The sequence below is a fragment of the Nostoc sp. genome (genome assembly GCF_036917755.1).
Classification (GTDB): domain Bacteria; phylum Cyanobacteriota; class Cyanobacteriia; order Cyanobacteriales; family Nostocaceae; genus Nostoc.
This window is the reverse complement of the sequence record NZ_JBALFC010000109.1, coordinates 54288-74074: the sequence shown is the minus strand read 5'-3', so window position 1 is coordinate 74074 and position 19787 is coordinate 54288. Positions and strand designations below refer to the sequence as shown.

The following is a 19787-nucleotide window of genomic DNA, read 5'->3' as shown; positions in this document are numbered from 1 at the left end:
TATCCAAATGAGCGATGGCATTTACGTCTTAGCGAATGATGTTGTGTATGACCAATTAGTGGCGTTACTCAATAGTATAGAAGCTAATGCTGATAGAGAAATTCCTGTTTGTGTAATTCCATATAATAATCAGTTAGACAAAGTAAAGGCAGAGATTGCATCTAGAGATAATGTCACTTTATTTGAAAATTCTGATTCCATAGCCTACTGGGAGAACTTTGGCTCTCGTATCTGGAAAGCTCACCCAAGAGCGTTAAAATTGTGGCAAGAATATGGGTTGCCAGATAATTATCGCATAGAAAGGCATCGAAAACTTTGCTGTCTAGATGGCCCATTTGACAAGTTTATCTTCTTTGACGGAGATACGCTGTTGATGAAATCACTCGATGATGTTTATCAAAAGTTGGATGAATATGATTGGATTACGAATGACTTTCAATATAAATCCGATTTGAATTATATTTTCAACTGGCCAGAAAATAAGCTAAAAGAGATTTTTCATATAGAAAATATCAGCACTAACGTTTTTTGTTCTGGTTGGTTTGCTTCTAAAAAGGGGGTTTTTGACGATGCTAATTTAGCCAATCTATTAGAAAACTTAGAAGCAGGTGAAGCTGATGCGCTGGCATGGGCAGATTCCGATCAAACAGTTCTCAACTATTTAGTTTTACGTAGTGGAATTTCTTACTACAATTATGCTCATCACGGTACAGCGACTGGTTGCCATTGGGCTTCTCAATTTGATGTGGTAGATAATATTTTATACGACCAAGGGCGGAGGTTGACATACTTACACTATATGAGTATATCTTCTTCAGCTTTTACGAGGCTTTGTGGGGGTGAAGATGTTGATATTCCTTACCGCGATGTTTTCTTATATTATCGCTATTTAAAATCGCCTGAAAAACGTCCTCAAAGCTTTACCCGCCCAAGCCAGCTGATGCTGATGCAAAAGTCTACTATCAGTTTTCTTCAGCAAAGAGTCAATAATATTAAGCTAAAGTACCGCAATTTCAAGCATAGAATTGCTAAATAGATATTAGAGAAGAGTCTGAAACTCTCTTCTCTAGAGACGCTACGCGAACAATTTTGAATTTTGAATTGTTAATTCTCTACTCCATTCTAAGAAAAAGAATCTAAATCTAAAGATTGCATACCTTCGCGTTCTATAAAGGTCATCATACTTCCCAGCTGCAACCACACTAACAAACAAGTCAGCAGACTAATTGGTAGACCGACTCCTAAAGCTAGAGAGGAGGGAAAGCCAAATATCTCTAAGCCTGAAGACAGAAATAGAGAAGTACCGCCAGTTATGCCAATAAATGGCACAAGTAATTGTTTCAGTGAGGAACGCGGTTTAGTATTTTCTGTGCGTTCGCTTGGCCATTTCTGCATAATTACTTTCAAAGTACCAGATAATGCCAAACCAGAAGTTAATGCTGCCAGAAAGCCGACAAGTAACAGAAAATAAGGCGGTTGCACAGGAAAATAGTACATCAAAACTCCTGATTTATATTAAAGATTTTGTACTTTTTATTTATTGAGTGGTTCCCAGCAAAAGACCCAAGTCATGTAGCCTTTGGGAGGATAGCAGCTGCGCCTTCTCTGGATAAATCTGTTAAAATGCCGATCGCTACATTTAGTAAACGATCCAATTTTAAGTCATCTTTAACCAGGTTCCACAAGCGTTGGACATCTTCGGTGTGCAGGCGGTCATCTTCGGTGAGAGCAAGCACCATCTGTCGCCGCAGAAACTTGCCTTCTTCCGACATTAAATATTGGAACCCCATCTGCGCTGTGGGCAATACATCAAAGTTGCTATCAGTACGAGCGATCGCAATCAAATTCTCTAACCGTTGCCACTGAAATTTACCATCTTTGAACAACACATTCAATAATCGCCGCCGTAATTCCGGCGATTCCCCGGTCAGCAACCGCCGTGCTATATAGGGATAACCCACTTCAACAATTTTGAAATTCGGGTTGAGGCTAAGGGCAATACCTTCCTGAGTCACCAGGGAACGAATAATCAAAGCAAACTTCGCCGGAACTCGGAAAGGATATTCATACATCAGTTCCGAGAACTCATCGGTAATAGTTTTGAAGTTAAAATCCTTGACATTTTTGCCAATAGCATTTCCCAGCACCGCTTCTAATGCTGGCACTATCGGGCAAATATTCGTGTCTGGAGTCAGAAATCCCAGTTTGACAAAATCTTCGGCTAAGTCGGTATAGTCTTTATTCACCAAATGCACTAGCGCATCGACCAGCGTTTCTTTGGTGGTTTCCTCTAACTGATCCATCATGCCGAAGTCAATGTAAGCCATACGTCCATCGGGTATGGCAAACAAATTGCCGGGATGGGGGTCAGCATGGAAGAAGCCATGTTCTAAAAGCTGTTGCAATCCTGAAGTAACACCAATTTGGATGATTACTTCTGGGTCTAAACCTGCTTCGCGGATGCGTTTAGTATCTGTCAGCTTGAAGCCGTTAATCCATTCCAGGGTTAAAACGTGGGTATTGGTATAACGCCAGTAAATGCCTGGAACTTTTACTTGCGGGTCGTTGCGGAAGTTGCTAGCAAATTTTTCGGCGTTGCGGCCTTCATTAATATAGTCAATTTCCTCAAATAACTTCGTGCCAAACTCGTCTACAATTAAAGTTAGGTTGTGACCGAGATTTAAAGGCAACCAAGGAGTTAACCAACCTGCTGCCCAACGCATCAGATATAGGTCGCGTGTGATTACCGGGTGTAAGTTGGGGCGTTGCACTTTCACTGCGACTTCTTCGCCACTGATCAAACGACCCCGGTACACTTGACCCAAGCTAGCAGCAGCTACTGGGCTAGGTGAAAGTTCGCTAAAACTTTCATGAATTGGGCGGTGTAATTCAGTTTCGATAATTTGATAAGCGATCGCATTATCGAAAGGTGGTAACTGGTCTTGTAACTTGATCAGTTCTTCTAAAAAATCTTTGCGTATCAGGTCAGGTCTGGTGGAGAGGGCTTGACCAACTTTAATAAAAGTCGGGCCCAGTCCGGTGAGCAGTTCTCGCAACTGGATAGCTCGTTTACCCTTATTTTGCTCAACTTGATCTTGCCATTCATCCCACTTGAGACTGAATATAAATCCTGCAAAAGAGGAGATAATTCTCAGTAGTCGCCCCCAGGCTAGCCAAGGACGGTAACTATAGTAGCGAGCGATCGCATCTGGATTATAGAGTTGTAGCTGAGTAGGTTGATACTGACCCACGCCTTTATTTGCCTCTTCAACTAAAAAATTTACAATGATTCTTTGTCTCCTGACCCACAAGTTAGTTGCAAGTTCAGAATAGCGGTAGTCTTTTATCTAAAACAACTAGAACTTTACCCTTTGGGGATATTGTTCGAGGCGATTTTAGCCTATGTTACTGCCTAGATATATTTATCTTTATTCTTAATTATACTTTATAAAACTACAACTACTTATCCAAGTTTCAGATGATTTTATCTTTTCTTAACTTTTATGTAAATAAATTAAATAAATATAAATATTTATCTATGTCTGATGTATACAAATTTGAATAAAATGCGATAGTTAAGTAACTTTATTTACTAACATTTACATATATCAGTAGTACTATTACTGTCTTGAATTTAATCATTATTAAAGTCCAATGCACGTATAACCATGTTATATCCTCTCTGTATATTAGTTTCAACGAAGCCAAAACGGGCATAGAACGAGCGTAAGTCAGGTGGTGCATTAACATATATTGGAAGTGTATTTCTCTGCAAAATATACTGGACTAGATGATTACCCACTCCTCTACGACGATGGCTAGGTGCAACGTACAATCCCAGCAAAACTGAATAATTTCCTCGAAAAGCTATCAGTGCAGAACCAATTATTTTTTCTCGATATAATGCGATAACAAGTCGTCTTTCGTTTTTTATAAACAGATTATATAGAAAACCAAGCTGAAAGAAACCAAAATATCCAAAAACAATTAGTACCGAATTGATAAGTATGTAGAACCAATCGTGTAATGGGAATACAAAGCCTATCAATGAAAGAATAAGAACTAGTAAAGCAAGCAGGTAAGGGTATAGGGATTCAAGGGATTCAGTACTACTGTCACTAATTTAGAGCGGGAAGGTTCCTCCTCACGCTCCAAAATCAGCAATCTATAAACTGCCCATTTATCTGTTCGGTTTATTGCAGGGCGAATTGTATAGTTAGGTGGAAAAATCAACCCGCGACTCATAACAGAATTATTATTTATGACTGCTATAAATTTGGTAATTGGTAGTGGTTTTGCCACAATTACCAATTACCAATTAACTATTTTTCATGATCATGTAATGTTATTTAGATTTAGCCTCCAAGTTTTCTAAACGGCTTCTCAATTCCTGGTTTTGTTGTTTGAGTTGGTCGAAATCTTCACGCAATTGACGCAGGGTTTTTTCGGAACCAATATTCTTTTGCACCTTGGAAATTTCTTCTTCGGCATAGCGACGTACACGCCCATCGGCTGTTTGTTCAGCTAGCGATCGCAAAACCCCCACTGCTTTAGGTATTTCCATTTGTCCTAATGCTGCTGCTACCGCCACTTGCGTTAAAAAGAAGGTTTCTTTGGCTAGTTCTGTTAATTTTTCTAAAATCCGTTCCAAATTAACCGGAGTTTGACCTACAGAAATCTTTCCTAAAGCGCGAATTGTGGCTAAACGTAGAGGTTGTGGTACACCAAGTTTGGTGTATTCGATTAGCAGATTTAAAGCTGCTTCCGAGGTTTTGAATTCAGCTAAACCAGCAACTGCACCACTCCGCACAACTTCATTCCAACCCGCTTTTTTTTCTAAAACGGATTTCAGCAGCTTTAATACCTTATCTTCCTTGGGTTTTTCTTCCAAGTTTGCAGATGCGTAGGCGAACCCCGTCGCAGACATCGCCCCGATCGCCCGAGAGGCTGTTGCTTCCACATAGTAGCTGGGATCGCCCTTTTGCAACAGCCCTTTGACAACTTTATAGCTTTCAGCAGTTTTGATTTGACCAAGTGCTTCAACTACAGATCGTCGCACGTAAGCATCTTTATCTTTTAACCCAACAACTAAGCCATCAAAGGTTTGGTCTAAATTAATTTGGGCTAGTTGTTTCACCACTTCCACACGCACACCCCAGAAGGGGTCATTTTTGAGCGCCGCAGATAGGGCGTTAGTTGCTTCTAACCCGCCTTTTTTCGCCAAGGCTGCTGCTGCATAGATGCGCGAAATCGGGTCGGTATCAAATTCTAACTGTGCTTTTAACTCCGGTATTGGATACTCTAAAGTTACTGTTTTCAGGTAATTATTCCCCACATCAAAACTGATAAATTGGGGCTTATTTTCTAGGGGAAAGTAGAAGCTTTGTTCACGTTCATTCACCCGCACGGTGAAAGTTTTAAGTTGTGAGTTATTTTTAACTCCTAACTCCTGTACAGACGCGATTAATCGCGTCTCTACTGACTGTTGCGTATAGCCAAAACCAATAGGTATTTTTAGATTAAACAAATCCTTACTGCCATTTTTATCTTCAGCAGCTTGGGTTTGAGTTACCGTAATTTTTGCCAAATTAGCATCCCCATCCCAAGAGTAAGCCACTTTAAAATCGGGATGACCACCACGATAAACGTATTGGTCAAAGAGGAATAAAAGATTACGTCCGGTAGCCTTTTCAATTGCCCTGAGTAAGTCTACTGTTTCTACGGTTTTGTGGGCATTATCTTGGATAAATGTTTGAATTGCTTGCCAAAATAATTCATCTCCCAATTGACCCCGAATCATGTGATAAACACAAGACCCTTTTTCGTAGATGTGGCGATCGTAAAGTTCAATAGCTTCCCGGTAAACATGTGTTACCATTGGGCGGCGGTAGCGGCTGCTATCTTCACTGAAGTAACGACCAGCTTGCAATAAACGATAGTAAGCTGCTTCTTCTAGACTATATTCTTGTTCTGTCCACATCACCTCAGAATAGGAAGCCATCCCTTCCTTAATCCAAGCATGTGACCAATGCTTAATCACCACCAAATCACCAAACCACTGGTGCGCGAGTTCGTGGACGACTAAACTTTCAGTGTTGCGGTTATCTAAGGCGGCGCGTTCATCCAGCAAACACCTATCTGTTAACAGGGTTGTGGAGGTGTTTTCCATGCCGCCGAAGATGAAGTCATCGACGCAAACCTGAGCGTATTTCGGGAAAGGGTATGGATAGCCATACTTTTGGCTCAAAAATTCGACCATCCGGGGAGTTTTGCCCATGCTGCGTTTAGCATCTTCCTCGCGTCCCTTTTCTACGTAATAGGTAACAGGTTTCCCCTGCCACTCGTCCCGAATTTCAGCAAAATCACCTACTGCTAAAGTCATCAAGTAGGTAGGATGAACTTGTCGCTGTAACCAATGGTAGATTTTGTAATCACCATCTTCTGTGGTGTCAATCAATTCGCCGTTGGAAATCGCCACCAGAGGGTTGGGAACACGCACGCGAATTTCCGAAGTAGACAGTTGTCCTGGATAGTCAAAGCAGGGGAACCAAAAGCGAGAGTCTTCGTCTTCGCCCTGAGTCCAAACTTGGGTGGGCTTGTTTGGGTAGTGCTTGTCTGGTTGAATAAAATAAATACCGCGTTGCGGTTTTGCTACCGAGTAGGCGATCGCAATCAGCAAGTGTTTACCAATCTGAGTCGCCTCAGAAAGTTGGATAGAAAGCTGTTCCCCGTCATAGTCAAAATTTTCTGGCACCCCGTCCACTTGCACAGACTCGATATTCAGGTTGACAGCATCCAAAGTCAAACGCTCAATACCATTACGGATTGGCAAGAGACGAATGCTACAACTGCCCTGATAGCTTTGCTGGGGAATATCCAAGCTGAGATCGAGAAAAATATGCTCTACCTGTCCGGGGCGATCGGGGTTGTAGTGTGGTCTTGCCCCCGGTAACTCAAAAGGTTTGTGTCCGTTATTATCTGTATCAAAATAAGACTTCGACATTGATCCTTACTGACCTTGTAATTCTGAAAAGTCTGGCTTGGCTTGATGTAGTTAAGCAAAATAGCGGTGTCTAAATTTATTTCCCAAATCAATCAACAGGGTATTACGGAGGTGAGAACTTCCTTTTGGGATATTAATCTCACCCGAATCTCCGAAGGTCGGCTACCGAGCCTTGGACTTCTTTCCATATCCCTCCCGCATTTACTCTTCTTGATGTTCTGCACTTTTTTGTCACCGGGTCAAGAGTACTCTTACACCTCGATAGATTCTCATTAAGTACAAATACTCCTAATTATTCTTATAACTTAGGATAGCTTGCTGTTGCTGAACAGGCTATTTTCTTTGAGATGAACAGCATAACATTTGCGAATTCGCTCATCATCCCTTTGAAGTATTTTTGAGAGTAATTTTAGACCGCTAACTCATAGGACTACTAATTTTATCAGTAAATACCGATCAATGAGCGGAAATTATTAATAAATCCGAAAACTCGACAATGACACTTGGATAAATCTCGGTAACAATCTGAGGAAAAGAGGATAACAAAATGCCTGAAAGTAAATCAAAGTTTTTCATTCCTGCTGTTGGTGCTGCTGTAGTTGTAGTTGTAGCCGGAAGTATAGCGGCTTACACCTATTTTAAAAGCCCATCAGCAGGTAGTTCAGATGCTCTAGGCAGTGCTAAACTAGTACCTTCAACAGCATTGATGGCAACTTATATTACTACTGACCCGGAAGCTTGGGCAAAGTTACAGCAGTTTGGCACTCCAGAAGCACAAAAGTTAGTAGCAAAAGGTCTGGAAGATTTTAACAAGCAAATGTTCAGTGACAGTAACGTTTCTTATGAAAAAGATATAAAGCCTTGGGCTGGTGGTGTGATGATTGCTGTACTGCCACCAAATCCTGTGAAACCGGCACAGTTAAACGTGCCATCTGGGGCACCGAATGTACCAACAAATTTAGAACAGAAACCGAATATCCTAATCGTGGTGGGAATCAAGGACAAACTCAGTGCCTTGAATTTTGCTAATAAATTGAAGTCAGAAAAAGGGGTGAAATTCCAGGAATCTGACTATCAAAGTCAAAAAATTATCGAAACTACACAAAATGGCAAGCCGACATATAGCGTAGTTTTAAATAATAGTCACTTGGTATTAGCCCCCGAAAAGCAAGCTGTAGAAAAAGCAATTGACACCTTTAAGGGACAGTCTTCTTTTGCCAGTAAAGAAGGTGCCGGTAGCATTCTCAGCAAAGGAGTGGATGTCAAAAACAACCTCGCCCAAATTTATCTACCAGATTATCCAGGTACGGTACAGCAATTAGCAGCCACAAGTCCGCAGGCAAAGCAGTTACCTGCACAAACCCTGACGCAACTCAAGCAGATAAAATCTGTGGTGGCGGGTGTTGGTGTTGATGATGCGGGAGTGCGGGTAAAAGCGATCGCTAATTTAGATCCCCAACTAAGTAAATTTCAGTATCAATCAACTCCTGGGAATATAGTGGGGCAACTTCCGATTGATACCTTTGCTCTGATTAGTGGAAGTGGCATCAGCCGTGGCTGGGAAACAGTAGTAGAACAGTCCAAAGATTATCCACAAATGAAGCAAGTTCTAGAACAAGCGCGATCCCAACTGAAATTTGCCAATATAGACCTGGATAAGGATATTTTTGGCTGGATGAATGGGGAATTTGCCTTTGGTGCGATTCCATCAAATCAAGGAGTGTTAGCGAGTGTTGGTTTTGGAGGTGCTTTAGTATTTGATACTAGCGATCGCAAAACTGCCGAAGCCACCTTCACGAAATTGGATACCCTCGCCAAAACCCAAACAATCAACATCGCCAACAGAAATATTGGTGGTAAAGACGTAACTGAATGGCAAATCCCCCGACAAGGAGCTTTATTGGCGCATGGTTGGCTGGATCAAGATACTGTATTTGTAGCTCTTGGTGGCCCAATTGCAGATGCAGTTAGCGATCGTAAAAATCAATCTCTCGACAATAGCGACACCTTCAAAGCCGTTACTGGTTCTTTGCAAAAGCCCAACGGCGGTTATTTCTACCTGGATATGGACAAAACTAAAACTATGCCCTTGATTAATAGTTTGATATCGTCTAGCGCCGATACCATTACTATCCTGGGTTCAATTCGTGGTTTTGGTGTTACCGTCACTAGCCCCGATAAATCTACCAGTGAATTGGAGATGTTGTTAGCTCTCAAGCCTAATACTGCAAAATAGGGCATTGGGCATTGGGCATTGGGCATTGGTTATTAATTCTTCTCCCTCATCCCCCTCATCCCCCTCATCCCCTTATCTCTCACCCTGCGGGAAGCTAAAGCTACCTCTCCCCCAGTCTTTTCTTCAATTTTGAATTTTGAATTTTGAATTTTGAATTGATTTCTCTCCACTCTCCAGAATGTTTTCCAATTTGCATCTAGACTGGCCTCCAGCAAGTATGTCATAAGTACAAAAGGCTCTTAAATGCAAACTGATTTATGACTGCTGCTGTAAACACTAATCCTGGTTTAGCTTCCCGCTTGGTGAATGGCATATTGGCAATCAAGCCTTTAGCCAACCTAGCCAAACATCAAGCTAGACAAATGATGATTAAACGTGCCGAGAGAATTGGTGTGCCTTGGACGCAAGAAGTCGAAACACTAGAGGCGCGTAATTGGAAAGCTGATCTAGCTCAAGTAGAAAATCCCCAGCTTTCCTACCCAGAATACTACTTGCGGCCGTTCCATGCCTACGAAGGCGGAAACCTCAGCTGGAAAGCCGCTTGGGAGCTAGAAGTTGCTGCTCGTACCGTCCATGCCGGAATTTGGCAGGATGCTGGAGCCCAAGGAGATGCTAAACTGCGCCAAAGTTACCACGATATCCTCAAAGTTCAAATTCCCAATCAACCCCAAGACATCCTAGATTTGTCCTGCGGTGTGGGTTTGAGTACATTTACCATGCAAGAAATTTATCCCCATGCCAACATCACTGGCTTGGACTTATCTCCTTACTTTTTAGCCGTTGCCAATTACCGCGCCCAACAACGTCAAGCTAAAATAAACTGGCTTCATGCCCAAGCTGAATCAACTGGACTACCAGACGCCTCCTTTGATTTAGTCTCCATTTTTCTGATGTGTCACGAATTGCCCCAATCAGCAACCCGACAGATTTTAGCTGAAATGCGGCGTGTGCTGCGTCCGGGTGGCTACTTGGCAATCATGGATATGAATCCCAAATCTGAAGTTTACCAGAAAATGCCAGCTTACATTTTGACGTTGCTCAAAAGCACTGAACCGTATTTAGATGAATATTTTGCTTTGGACATTGAGCAGGCTATTGTTGAAGCGGGTTTCCAAGCTCCCACTATCACTAACAATACTCACCGTCACCGCACAATAATTGCTCAGGTGAGTGGTTGATTTTTCTCTACTATTGTGGGCAGCAATACCACCGTTGCTGCTGCTAGGCTACTACTACTATCGGGTGCTATTTGCCCCACCTCTGTTAAAGTTACTAATGTTCTTTATCGTCGGGGCAATATCTGGGATCTTAGCCCTTAGCCTCGAATGGGCTTTTGAAACTGTAGCCAACTCTTTTGTAGACTGGCAACAGATTAAGCGATCGCTTCCTGGTATAGCCTTGCGGCAGCTTATGGAAGTAGGCCCAATTGAAGAAGGCTGCAAGTTGGCAGCAGTTGTTGTCCCCACTTGCTATCTACAACGCAGGTATCGATTACTTCACTCTACCGTTTTCCTCTTTACCATAGCTGTTGCCCTTGGATTCACTGCGGAGGAGAATTGGATTTACCTTTTCCACGGTACCGCATCAATTCTTGACCGGATTATCGGCACGCCAGTCCACGCCATGTTCTCTGCACCTTGGGGATATGCTTTAGGAATATACATTTCCTCCCACACTCGGTTAAATCGAGACAGGAAGTTAATTTTTAGGGCTTGGCTAAATTCTGTAATTTGTCATGCGTTAGTTAATGTCCTATCTAGTGCTGGACGTTACTCAATACCCCTAAATTTCCTTACTTATGGTTTATTTCCGTTTCTGTTGTGGATGTTTTGGCGACTGGAACAATTACTGCGAAAAGTGCAAGGTAAATCTGTAATTACCCTGATTTCAGAACGTATACCCCAGCGCCGTTACTGGCAAAGGAGTTTAGTACTGTTTGCCCTCGTGCTGAGTGGAAACGCTATTTTTGGGCTGTTTCTCTTAGCCAGAACTCTTAGTCCTTTGAGTCCGTCGAAGCTTTTTGACAGTGATATTTTGTGGTTTATACTTACTCGGTTTTTGCTAAATCTCTTTTTTGGAGTTTTAGCCTGGGGCATTTATCGCTATTTGCGACATTCCGCCCGGCGTCGGTATTTTTAAAATATGATTTAGAAAAATGCTAGGGGGTTTCTATGCAAACGACTCCAGTGCGTTGGACGACTGCTGACTTAGAGTTCTTTGCTAGCGATTCTCGTTCCGAGACACTTCGTGAACGCAGGAATCGCTATGAGATTATCGATGGAGAACTATTTGTGACTAAAGCACCTAACTGGGATCATCAAACAAGCTGCGGCAAGATTGTTACAGTTCTTAACAATTGGTCAGATGAAACTGATTTAGGTAAAGCTGCGATCGCACCTGGAATTATTTTCTCAGATTCTGACAATGTGATCCCTGATGTGGTGTGGGCAAGTCATGAACGCTTAAAACACTTGCTAGATCAAGCTGGACACCTCACAGGCGCACCAGAGTTAGTAGTGGAGGTTTTATCTCCCGGTGAAAAAAACGAGAAACGCGACAAGGAAACAAAGTTAAAGTTGTACTCGGTGCAAGGGGTTCAGGAATATTGCATTTGTGATTCTATACACAAGAAAGTTGAAGTTTATCGTCGTGAACAGGCTGCATTAAAGTTAGCAATTACTTTATTTAGTCAAGATGAATTGACAAGTCCTTTGCTACCTGGCTTCAACTGCTTAGTTAGTAAACTTTTCTAGCTGGGCATTGGGCATTGGGCATTGGGATGATATAAATTTCCTATGTCCTATGCCTAAGTTTCCAATTACCTAAACTTGTGCCAATACTGGCTGATTCACAGCTGCACTGACTGAATCTGATTCAGACTCAGTACAGTAGATTTCGCAGGAGTTATTGGGACTTTCAATCAATTTTACTTTGTAAAGTTTAGCTCCCAATTCCTGAATAGGCGATCGCAGTAAATTACTAATGTAAAGTGCGATATTCTCAGCAGTCGGCACAACTTCGGCAAAGTAAGAAATATCTTTGTTTAAAAAGGTGTGATCGAATGGTTCGATTACATAATCTTCTACCACTTGATTCAGGGCAACTAAATCGACAATCATGCCGGTGCGTGGGTCAATTTTCCCTTTGACAGTGACTTCTAGATGGTAGTTGTGTCCGTGACCGTTGGGACGAGCGCACTTACCATAAATCTCAGTGTTTTCTTCGTTACTGAGGTTAGGATGAGCTAGCCGATGGGCCGCGCTAAAGTGAGTACTGATGGTGAGGTAGGCTTCCATTGCGTTTCCCATATAATCTGCCCAAAGTTCAGGATGTTCAAATAACTGCACACGGACTAGAGGCAAATGGGGTGCTAACCTCTGCCAGATAATCCGTGCAATATTCTCAGTGGTGGGCAGAGTTTGTTGAAATTCTGCCCACACATCGTTGAGATAAGAAAAGTCCAATTGACTGGTAATTTCCCGTTGGATTACGTGTTTGACATCAGACAAGTTCAGCACCATGCCATATTCATCCAATTCCCCGGCTAGGGAGATAAATAAGACATAATTATGTCCGTGTCCCGGAAATCTAGAGCAAGCACCAAAGTTCTCAATATTCTCGGCTTCACTCAGTTCTGGCAACCAATAGCGATGACTTGCCGAAAACTGGGCGCGGCGATTAACAATACATTGCATGAGTACACTGGGAGCAGAATTTAAAATTTCTTAATCTTTTTCTGTTTCCAGGATAAACTAATTTCTCTGTCAGTGGTTATGGGAATCAATACTTCGGACAATTTTACAACGATAACGAAAGCCTTACAGGGTATTCTTTGGCAAAAACGACGCATTTTTTAAAGATTAACTTAGAGGATGTTTTAAAAGTATTGGGCAAATAGAATAGAGCCTCCGGCACGCTGACGCGAACGCTACTACACAAAACTTAGTCCACCTCCGTGGACTAAGAAAAAATGAAGGGTTTTTAACCTGCGGAGGCAGGTTTTGTCTGTGTAGCCGCGACTTCTAGTCGCCAGGGCTAGTATAAATTAAGACTTTACAAACATCCTCTTAAACTACTAGATGCGGTAAATCATCTCTCATTAATGCCATTTGTGGTTTAAAGGTTACAGAAGTCAGTGATACAGCACCAGAAACAGGCATGGCTGAATGGAAGAAATATTATCACAATGGCAGTGATTTACTCCATATTCTAGACACAAGAGGTTTTCAGGAGTCTCAAGCACCAAGGCAATATGATTCAGCCAAAACACCTTCTGAAAGCATCATGCAAGCTGTGAAAAAAAAGTGCCCAGATGTCATTCTCTTATTGTGTAAAGCAACAGATATTCATAGTGCGAGTGACGAAGACCTCAATGCCTGTGAATTAATCGTTGGAGAAATTAAGAAACTGTATGGGCGCGATTTACCTGTGATTGGAGTTCTGACAAAGTGTGATCAATTAGCACCTCCGCAAGTTTCTTTACCAACTGACAATGAACGGAAAAATTGCAATGTTCAGGAACAAATTAGAAGTTTTTTTGCTTTCTTGAAAGCAAGACAAGGATTAAGCAAATGTGTTATAGATGTTGTTCCTACTGTTGCATATGCTGAATATGAAGATGGAAGGAACGGTTTAATTCTTACTGATGAAGACCATCGGTGGAATATTACTGAATTAGTGGAAACAATTATCAAGTATACGCCAAGCGAGATACGTGGCTCATTAGCACGAATGGCGCATATTAAAAAGTTTCAGATCCATGTTGCTATAACAACTGTTATAGCTTGTACTGCTTTGTGTAGTTTTGTTTCTATCAATCCCATTCCAGGTGCAGCAATACCAGTAGTGGCTACTATTCAGACTTTTATGGTTACATATATTGGCTGGCTAAGTGGACGGAAGTTTTCTGATCAAACTGTCAAAGACTTTTTTGTAAATGGGGGAGTAGGTCTTGGAGCAAATCTTGGCATGATCGGTATTGCTGATATTGCCTTAAAATTTATACCTGGTTTCGGTAGCTTGGTGGCAGCTGGTGCTTGTGCGATCGCTACAAAAGGTTTAGGGGATGCTGCGATCGCATATTTTCTCACCTTACCAGAGGCAAAGAATGCAGTCTCTTAAATTAATTTACAGACGCTTGCGCTTCACAGTGTAATCCCGTAGCTATGCGGAATAGTTCCTGACCTGTGTGTAAATAACGCTCATCGTAGTTCAAAGGAAAATAACCTAATTCATCAAGTCCATCTGCTACTTGATCGAGGCTGTAGTAGAGGTGAGCCGCCGTTCTTGCTAGACTAGGGGGATTTGGCAGGGAGCGAAAAGTAATTTGTGCTTGCTTGAGGTCATCTCGACAGGTTTTTAAATATTCCTGAAATTCATCTAACAACTCATCATCAAAGGGATCAGCCGCTAATTGATCCATTTGCTCTTCTAGAGAATACAAAATGTTACAAAGTAAGCGATTAACTGGTTGGTAAACTAGGCGCAGCCATTCCTCAACTTGCTCGTCAACATCCCGTCCGGTTTTTCGTCTTGTCTGGTAATGCTTTTGCGCCGATGCTGTACGCTGTTGGCGATCGCTATTTAAATTTTGAGAGTCATCTTGCAGTTGTTGGTCATAATCGCGGCGATTTTGGTTATCGCCTAAAACCTCATAAGCTGCATTGATGCGGATAATCTGCTCGTAATCGGCTGTTTGGTGATTACTGTCAGGATGAAACAACTTAACCAAGCGGCGATAAGCTTGCTTAATCTCCGCAAGGCTTGCACTTGGACTAACTTTGAGAGTTTCGTAATGGTTAGAAACGTGCTTAGAATTGACCATTAATTCAATGTATCGTTAACTGACGCTAGCGGCCAACCTTGCCTCCAGGTCTTGGAACAACGGCGTACTCAAATACCTCTCACCAAAACTGGGCTGAATCATCACAATTAAACGCCCTTTGTTTTCTTGACGTTGAGCAACGCGAACTGCTGCACATAAAGCTGCACCACTGGAAATGCCAGATAGTAGCCCTTCTTCTTTAGCTAAACGCCGACTATAAACGATCGCTTCTTCATCGGTGACGGTAATCACTTCATCAATCAATTTTATCTTTAGGACTTGGGGAATAAACCCAGCACCAATTCCCTGGATTTTGTGTGGGCCTGGTCGTCCCCCCGATAAAACTGGGCTATTGGCTGGTTCAACAGCGATCGCCTTAGAACTAGGCTTGCGTGCTTTAATAACTTCTGCTACACCAGTGATCGTACCACCTGTGCCGACCCCTGCCACAATTATATCTACTTGTCCATCGGTATCTTCCCAGATTTCAAGAGCAGTAGTTTCCCGATGCACTCTTGCATTGGCTGGATTGCGAAACTGCTGCAACATATAGGTATTTGGTGTAGTATTAACTATTTGCTGCGCCCGCCCAATTGCGCCACTCATGCCTTCCATACCTGGTGTTAGTTCCAGTTCTGCTCCATAAGCCCGCAACATTGCCCGTCGTTCCCCAATCATTGTCTCTGGCATTGTCAAAATTAATCGATAACCCTTGGCTGCTGCTGCCATTGCTAGGGCAATTCCTGTGTTTCCAGAGGTGGGTTCTACCAATACTGTCTTAAAAGGAGTAATCAGCCCTTCCTCTTCGGCGGCGTTAATCATACTCACCCCAATCCGATCTTTAACTGATGCGGATGGGTTCATACTTTCCAGTTTCACCACGATTTCCGCAACACATCCTTCTGTTTGGGGAATGCGGTTCAACTGCACTAGGGGTGTACAACCAGCCAATTCTGTAATGTTACGAGCTATTCGCATAATTTAGTCCTTAGTTATTAGTTATTAGTTATTTGTCATTTGTCATCAACAAATGACCAATGACCAATGACAAATGACTCTTGACTAAATGTAGTACATGATATCGAACTGCCGCCGGGAATCTCGTTTTTCACAAAGATCCTGGAGCGTATATTTTTGCAACACTGAATTTGCCGCGCGACTTGCTTCTTGCCAAATTTCGTCTATAACCGAACTGTCTACCGTTTTGGAATTAACGTTTTCTTCACAAGTTCGCACCTCTAACCCTTCTAAACATTCCAAAATCTCAAAAAGGATGATTTTTCGGGGTTCTCGCGTTAACAGATAGCCACCTTTTGCTCCGCGCTGACTCTTGACTATACCCCCACGCCTCAAGGTTGCTAGTAGCTGTTCCAGATAGCGATCGGGTATGTTTTGTTGTGCAGCAATTTGTCGAATTTGCAGAGGTTCGCCACTTTCGTAATGAGCGGCCATCTCTAATAAGGCCAGAATTGCGTATTCCGATTTACATGATAGTTCCACAAGCAGCAATAAGTTAGGGGTTAGGAATTAGGGGTTAGGAGTTATTCAATTTGGATTTTAGATTTCGGCGTGAGCGCTCAGTCCTTAAAAAGCGGGACGCTAGGCGTAGCAAGATCCCGAAGGGTACGACAAGGCTCAGGAACCATCGAACGCTTTTTCCTTGAATCTAAAATCCAAAATTCAAAATCTAAAATTTTTCTTAGTCCGCCTTTGCGGACTAAATTTCTGTAGCTGCGAATGACCTTCGCCAGGGCTTCAGATAAAACCCGCCATAACTCCTAACTTTTCTAGTATACTCCGGTTAACCACTGGGGTTTGTTAGTTGTTGCTATGGGCAACAAAAAGCCCCGCCTGATGGCGGGGAGCAATAGAGTTCAATAATTGTCAGTGGATAGTCAACACTCTAGAAGGTGAAAGTTGTTCTGAGCGTACCGATAATTGCATCGTCGTTATCACTGTTTTGACCAGGAGAGGTCAACCAGATTACACCAGGGGTGATTGAGATGTTATCCGAGACACGATACTTGTAGAAGCCTTCAAAGTGATAAGGTATATCATTCCCAACAAAACCTGGTCGGTTAAAGGAATAGGGTTCTGCACCAGCAAAAATACCTAAAACGTTACCCTTTTTACCAAAATCAGGTAAGGCTACCCCAATACCATAGCTCCAAGCTTCATAATTATCATTTGCACCGAAGCCATTGACATCGTGGTAAGAGACGAAGCCACTAATTGACAGCTTGTCGCTGGGTCTAAACGCAGCCTCCACACCATAGGAATTACTTGAAGACGCATTTGTGGTACTTAGAATATTGGCTTGTCCAGTACCTACTGCAACATCATTTCCAAAAGTTCCATCTGAGGTGGAACCTGAGTTGAACAACAAACCACCTGCGGCATTATATCCGTGAACGTAGGTAGCAGCTAAAGCTATGCGATCGCCAACACTAAAGTTCAACTGTCCAAGAGCTGCATAGTCGCCGTTGGTCAGACCTTGACCAATACCAGGATTATTAGCTTGCGATGCCAAGTAACCCGCAGTGATTGAACTATTTCCCAGGATGCCGCCACCTTTACCAAGGGGTAGATTGAGCGCTATACCTGCACCTCCACCAATCCGATAGATGGGACTTTCAGAAGCCAAGGTAGATAAAGCACCGTTACCGCCGTCGGTTTGGTCGAAAAAGTAAGGGTTGTTGACGGAAGCATAATGGCTGTGTCGTCCCCCACTAGCTGCGAGGTAAACATGGGCTGGGCCTATGGGAACTTCATAGGTCAAGCGGTCTATCTTGACACTGTTGTTGCCATCCCCAGCACCAACTTGAAACGTTTGTGTGCCTTCAGCAGTAGAAAGCGGATTACCAGCGTTATCAAATGTTGCAAAGGGTGTTGCATTACCTGCTGCAAGACGAGTATGTAAAACGTCTCTACCCGTGAAACTGGTTTGCAAGTCTAAACGTACCCGATCTTGGAAGACAGTATTGTTGTTGTCACCAATAGTACCGCCAAACACATCAGTAACACCAAAAACCGCTTCACCGACTAGTTTTGTAGTAGTCGAGAACTGATTAGCTTCCAATTCAGCAGTCCGCGCTTCTAAGGAATCTACACGGCCGCGTAGAGTTGCCAATTCTGCGGAAAATTCTTCTTGCAACCGTTGTAAGGTAGCTAAATCTTGTTTTGTCACCAAGTCAGCTGTTGCTGTGGCAATCAATTCGTTAACCCGATCTAAACAGGCATTCAAACCAGCCGCAAATTCATACCGAGTTAAAGCCCGATTACCGCGATAAGTGGCATTTGGATAACCTGCAATACAACCATAGCGCTCAACCAAGGACTGCAATGCTTGGAATGCCCAGTCGGTGGGTTGGACGTCGGAAAATTGAGAAACCGATGTTACTTGAGACTGAGAGTTATTTTGGTTGCCTTCGTTGCTGTAGCGGTTAACTTGATCTATCGTTGTTTGAGCCAATATTTCTGGCTGTTGGGCAACTTCCGTTACACTCGCTTGTTTGGCTGCTGATACTTCAGTGGTTGTAGTTGGAGCCGCAATTGCTGTTGTCGAAACTAACAATGTTGCTCCCAAAACTGCTGGGCTAACCACTAAGGATTTCCACAAGAGATTAGACATTTTCCTTTACTCCTCACACCTTGTTTAGATAATTGGCTTCGTTACACCTAAATCTCAAAAATGCGACATCTCATTGAAACCTGTGGATGAGGCATAGTCGTCACTACTACAATTTTAGTTTTTGCAAAGCTAATAAACGATTAACTTAGGGTTAAAAACTTATGTGATTAACTTATGCAAAAACATATCTTTATATCATAACATTATAAAACATTCGATCTAGATGGCAAGATGAGAGCGATCGCCTTAGTAACTGTCACACATACTGATCTAAATATCTAAGCAGGAGGTAGCGTTTAGGGCATTTGCTTCCTACAGAGGCTAAATTACTCAAAGCTTTAGACACTTAGCAGCCTGTCAATAAAAATCGCTTCTTGCACTTAGCCCTAGTATAAATCCCATACCAGTTAAAACACACTCGTCGGCTATATACAAACTTAGGCAAAGCCTTCTCACAGGGTAGTCCCCCTGGTGATGTCAGAAAGATCAGAAGAAATCACTTAGTTGATTTGGGAAATCACCTGCGCTACATCAAAGTCTGTCTGCGTCAACCCGCCTGCATCATGTGTTGTCAGTGTAATCTTCACTTTGTTGTAGGAAATCTCTATATCTGGATGATGTCCTGCTGACTCACCCGGCTCCACCAGCTTATTGACAAACTCAATTGCTTGGATAAAATCCTTGAATGTGCGGGTAATTTGCAACTTCTTGGAGTCTTCAACAGTCCAACCTAACAGAACCTTTGCCTGTTCTTGAATTTCCACTTCAGTTAGTAGTTGTGCCATATCAAAAAATTCCTATATTATATGTTTGATATGTTACATCTTGCATCTGACAAAGGCAAAACCCTATTTTATTTTCCACATAAAAAGTATGGGAGGACAAACTAAGGCATAATGCCTGTGTGTATATTTAAATCATACTTGGTAGATAGACCCTATTGCTCACATCTGGTCAGACTCCAAGGTTTAATGCAAAATATTTTTCTTTTTAAGAAAACTTAAATGCGTTAGCATCCCCATCTAAGTTTTTAACAGCAACCCTTGATAAAACAAAAGTCACCCACAAAAAACTATCCGCGCTGGTTTAGATC

General features: G+C 42.4%; 16 protein-coding genes and 1 pseudogene. 6 read left to right on the top strand and 11 right to left on the bottom strand.

What is annotated here, in order from left to right:
• Positions 1 to 7: 7 nt before the first annotated feature.
• On the top strand, positions 8 to 1036 hold the full coding sequence (locus V7L05_RS23895; RefSeq protein ID WP_335167717.1) for an Npun_R2821/Npun_R2822 family protein: 1029 nt from the start codon (positions 8 to 10) through the stop codon (positions 1034 to 1036).
• A gap of 86 nt (positions 1037 to 1122) precedes the next feature.
• Here V7L05_RS23895 and V7L05_RS23890 read toward each other — a convergent pair whose 3' ends face one another.
• The 5 genes from V7L05_RS23890 to V7L05_RS23875 form a co-directional block, all read right to left on the bottom strand.
• Positions 1123 to 1497, bottom strand: a complete 375-nt coding sequence (locus V7L05_RS23890) for a hypothetical protein (protein ID WP_335167716.1) — start codon at positions 1495 to 1497, stop codon at positions 1123 to 1125.
• A 71-nt stretch (positions 1498 to 1568) separates the two neighbouring features.
• Entirely contained in the window at positions 1569 to 3251 is a 1683-nt protein-coding gene (locus V7L05_RS23885; protein WP_335167715.1) for an ABC1 kinase family protein, read from the bottom strand.
• A gap of 383 nt (positions 3252 to 3634) precedes the next feature.
• On the bottom strand, positions 3635 to 4048 hold the full coding sequence (locus V7L05_RS34835; RefSeq protein WP_442937023.1) for a GNAT family N-acetyltransferase: 414 nt from the start codon (positions 4046 to 4048) through the stop codon (positions 3635 to 3637).
• 14 nt (positions 4049 to 4062) lie between these two features.
• Entirely contained in the window at positions 4063 to 4302 is a 240-nt protein-coding gene (locus V7L05_RS23880) for a hypothetical protein (protein ID WP_335167713.1), read from the bottom strand.
• A gap of 43 nt (positions 4303 to 4345) precedes the next feature.
• Entirely contained in the window at positions 4346 to 7003 is a 2658-nt protein-coding gene (locus V7L05_RS23875) for a M1 family metallopeptidase (protein WP_335167711.1), read from the bottom strand.
• 547 nt (positions 7004 to 7550) lie between these two features.
• Between V7L05_RS23875 and V7L05_RS23870 the strand changes: the two genes are divergently transcribed.
• The 4 genes from V7L05_RS23870 to V7L05_RS23855 all read left to right on the top strand — a co-directional run bounded on the left by V7L05_RS23870 (position 7551) and on the right by V7L05_RS23855 (position 11992).
• Complete coding sequence (locus tag V7L05_RS23870) at positions 7551 to 9239, top strand: DUF3352 domain-containing protein (RefSeq protein ID WP_335167709.1); 1689 nt, start codon at positions 7551 to 7553, stop codon at positions 9237 to 9239.
• 257 nt (positions 9240 to 9496) lie between these two features.
• Positions 9497 to 10417, top strand: a complete 921-nt coding sequence (locus V7L05_RS23865) for a class I SAM-dependent methyltransferase (protein ID WP_335167707.1) — start codon at positions 9497 to 9499, stop codon at positions 10415 to 10417.
• Positions 10410 to 11378 carry a PrsW family intramembrane metalloprotease gene (locus V7L05_RS23860; RefSeq protein ID WP_335167705.1) on the top strand — a complete coding sequence of 323 codons (969 nt, stop codon included), beginning with the start codon at positions 10410 to 10412 and terminating at the stop codon, positions 11376 to 11378. Before V7L05_RS23865 ends, V7L05_RS23860 begins: the two co-directional genes overlap by 8 nt.
• A gap of 32 nt (positions 11379 to 11410) precedes the next feature.
• On the top strand, positions 11411 to 11992 hold the full coding sequence (locus V7L05_RS23855; RefSeq protein ID WP_335167703.1) for a Uma2 family endonuclease: 582 nt from the start codon (positions 11411 to 11413) through the stop codon (positions 11990 to 11992).
• A 69-nt stretch (positions 11993 to 12061) separates the two neighbouring features.
• On the opposite strand, the gene V7L05_RS23850 is transcribed toward V7L05_RS23855, so the two are convergent.
• Complete coding sequence (locus V7L05_RS23850) at positions 12062 to 12934, bottom strand: 6-carboxytetrahydropterin synthase (RefSeq protein ID WP_335167701.1); 873 nt, start codon at positions 12932 to 12934, stop codon at positions 12062 to 12064.
• A 397-nt stretch (positions 12935 to 13331) separates the two neighbouring features.
• Between V7L05_RS23850 and V7L05_RS23845 the strand changes: the two are divergent.
• Positions 13332 to 14360, top strand: a pseudogene (locus tag V7L05_RS23845) (GTPase family protein); the annotation flags it as partial.
• A gap of 1 nt (position 14361) precedes the next feature.
• On the opposite strand, the gene V7L05_RS23840 reads toward V7L05_RS23845, so the two are convergent.
• The 5 genes from V7L05_RS23840 to V7L05_RS23820 all read right to left on the bottom strand — a co-directional run bounded on the left by V7L05_RS23840 (position 14362) and on the right by V7L05_RS23820 (position 19479).
• A complete protein-coding gene (locus tag V7L05_RS23840) occupies positions 14362 to 15063 on the bottom strand; it encodes a J domain-containing protein (RefSeq protein ID WP_335167699.1) in 702 nt (233 codons plus the stop codon).
• A 15-nt stretch (positions 15064 to 15078) separates the two neighbouring features.
• Complete coding sequence (cysK, locus tag V7L05_RS23835) at positions 15079 to 16041, bottom strand: cysteine synthase A (RefSeq protein ID WP_335167697.1); 963 nt, start codon at positions 16039 to 16041, stop codon at positions 15079 to 15081.
• Between the two features lie 84 nt (positions 16042 to 16125).
• Positions 16126 to 16563 (bottom strand): RrF2 family transcriptional regulator, encoded by a 438-nt coding sequence (locus V7L05_RS23830; RefSeq protein ID WP_335167695.1) that lies wholly within the window; start codon positions 16561 to 16563, stop codon positions 16126 to 16128.
• A 403-nt stretch (positions 16564 to 16966) separates the two neighbouring features.
• The gene (locus V7L05_RS23825) at positions 16967 to 18694 is read right to left on the bottom strand and encodes an iron uptake porin (RefSeq protein WP_335167693.1); all 1728 of its coding nucleotides are present in this window, start codon (positions 18692 to 18694) and stop codon (positions 16967 to 16969) included.
• A 500-nt stretch (positions 18695 to 19194) separates the two neighbouring features.
• Positions 19195 to 19479, bottom strand: coding sequence for a 4a-hydroxytetrahydrobiopterin dehydratase (locus tag V7L05_RS23820; protein ID WP_335167690.1), 285 nt, complete (start codon positions 19477 to 19479; stop codon positions 19195 to 19197).
• Positions 19480 to 19787 lie beyond the last annotated feature (308 nt).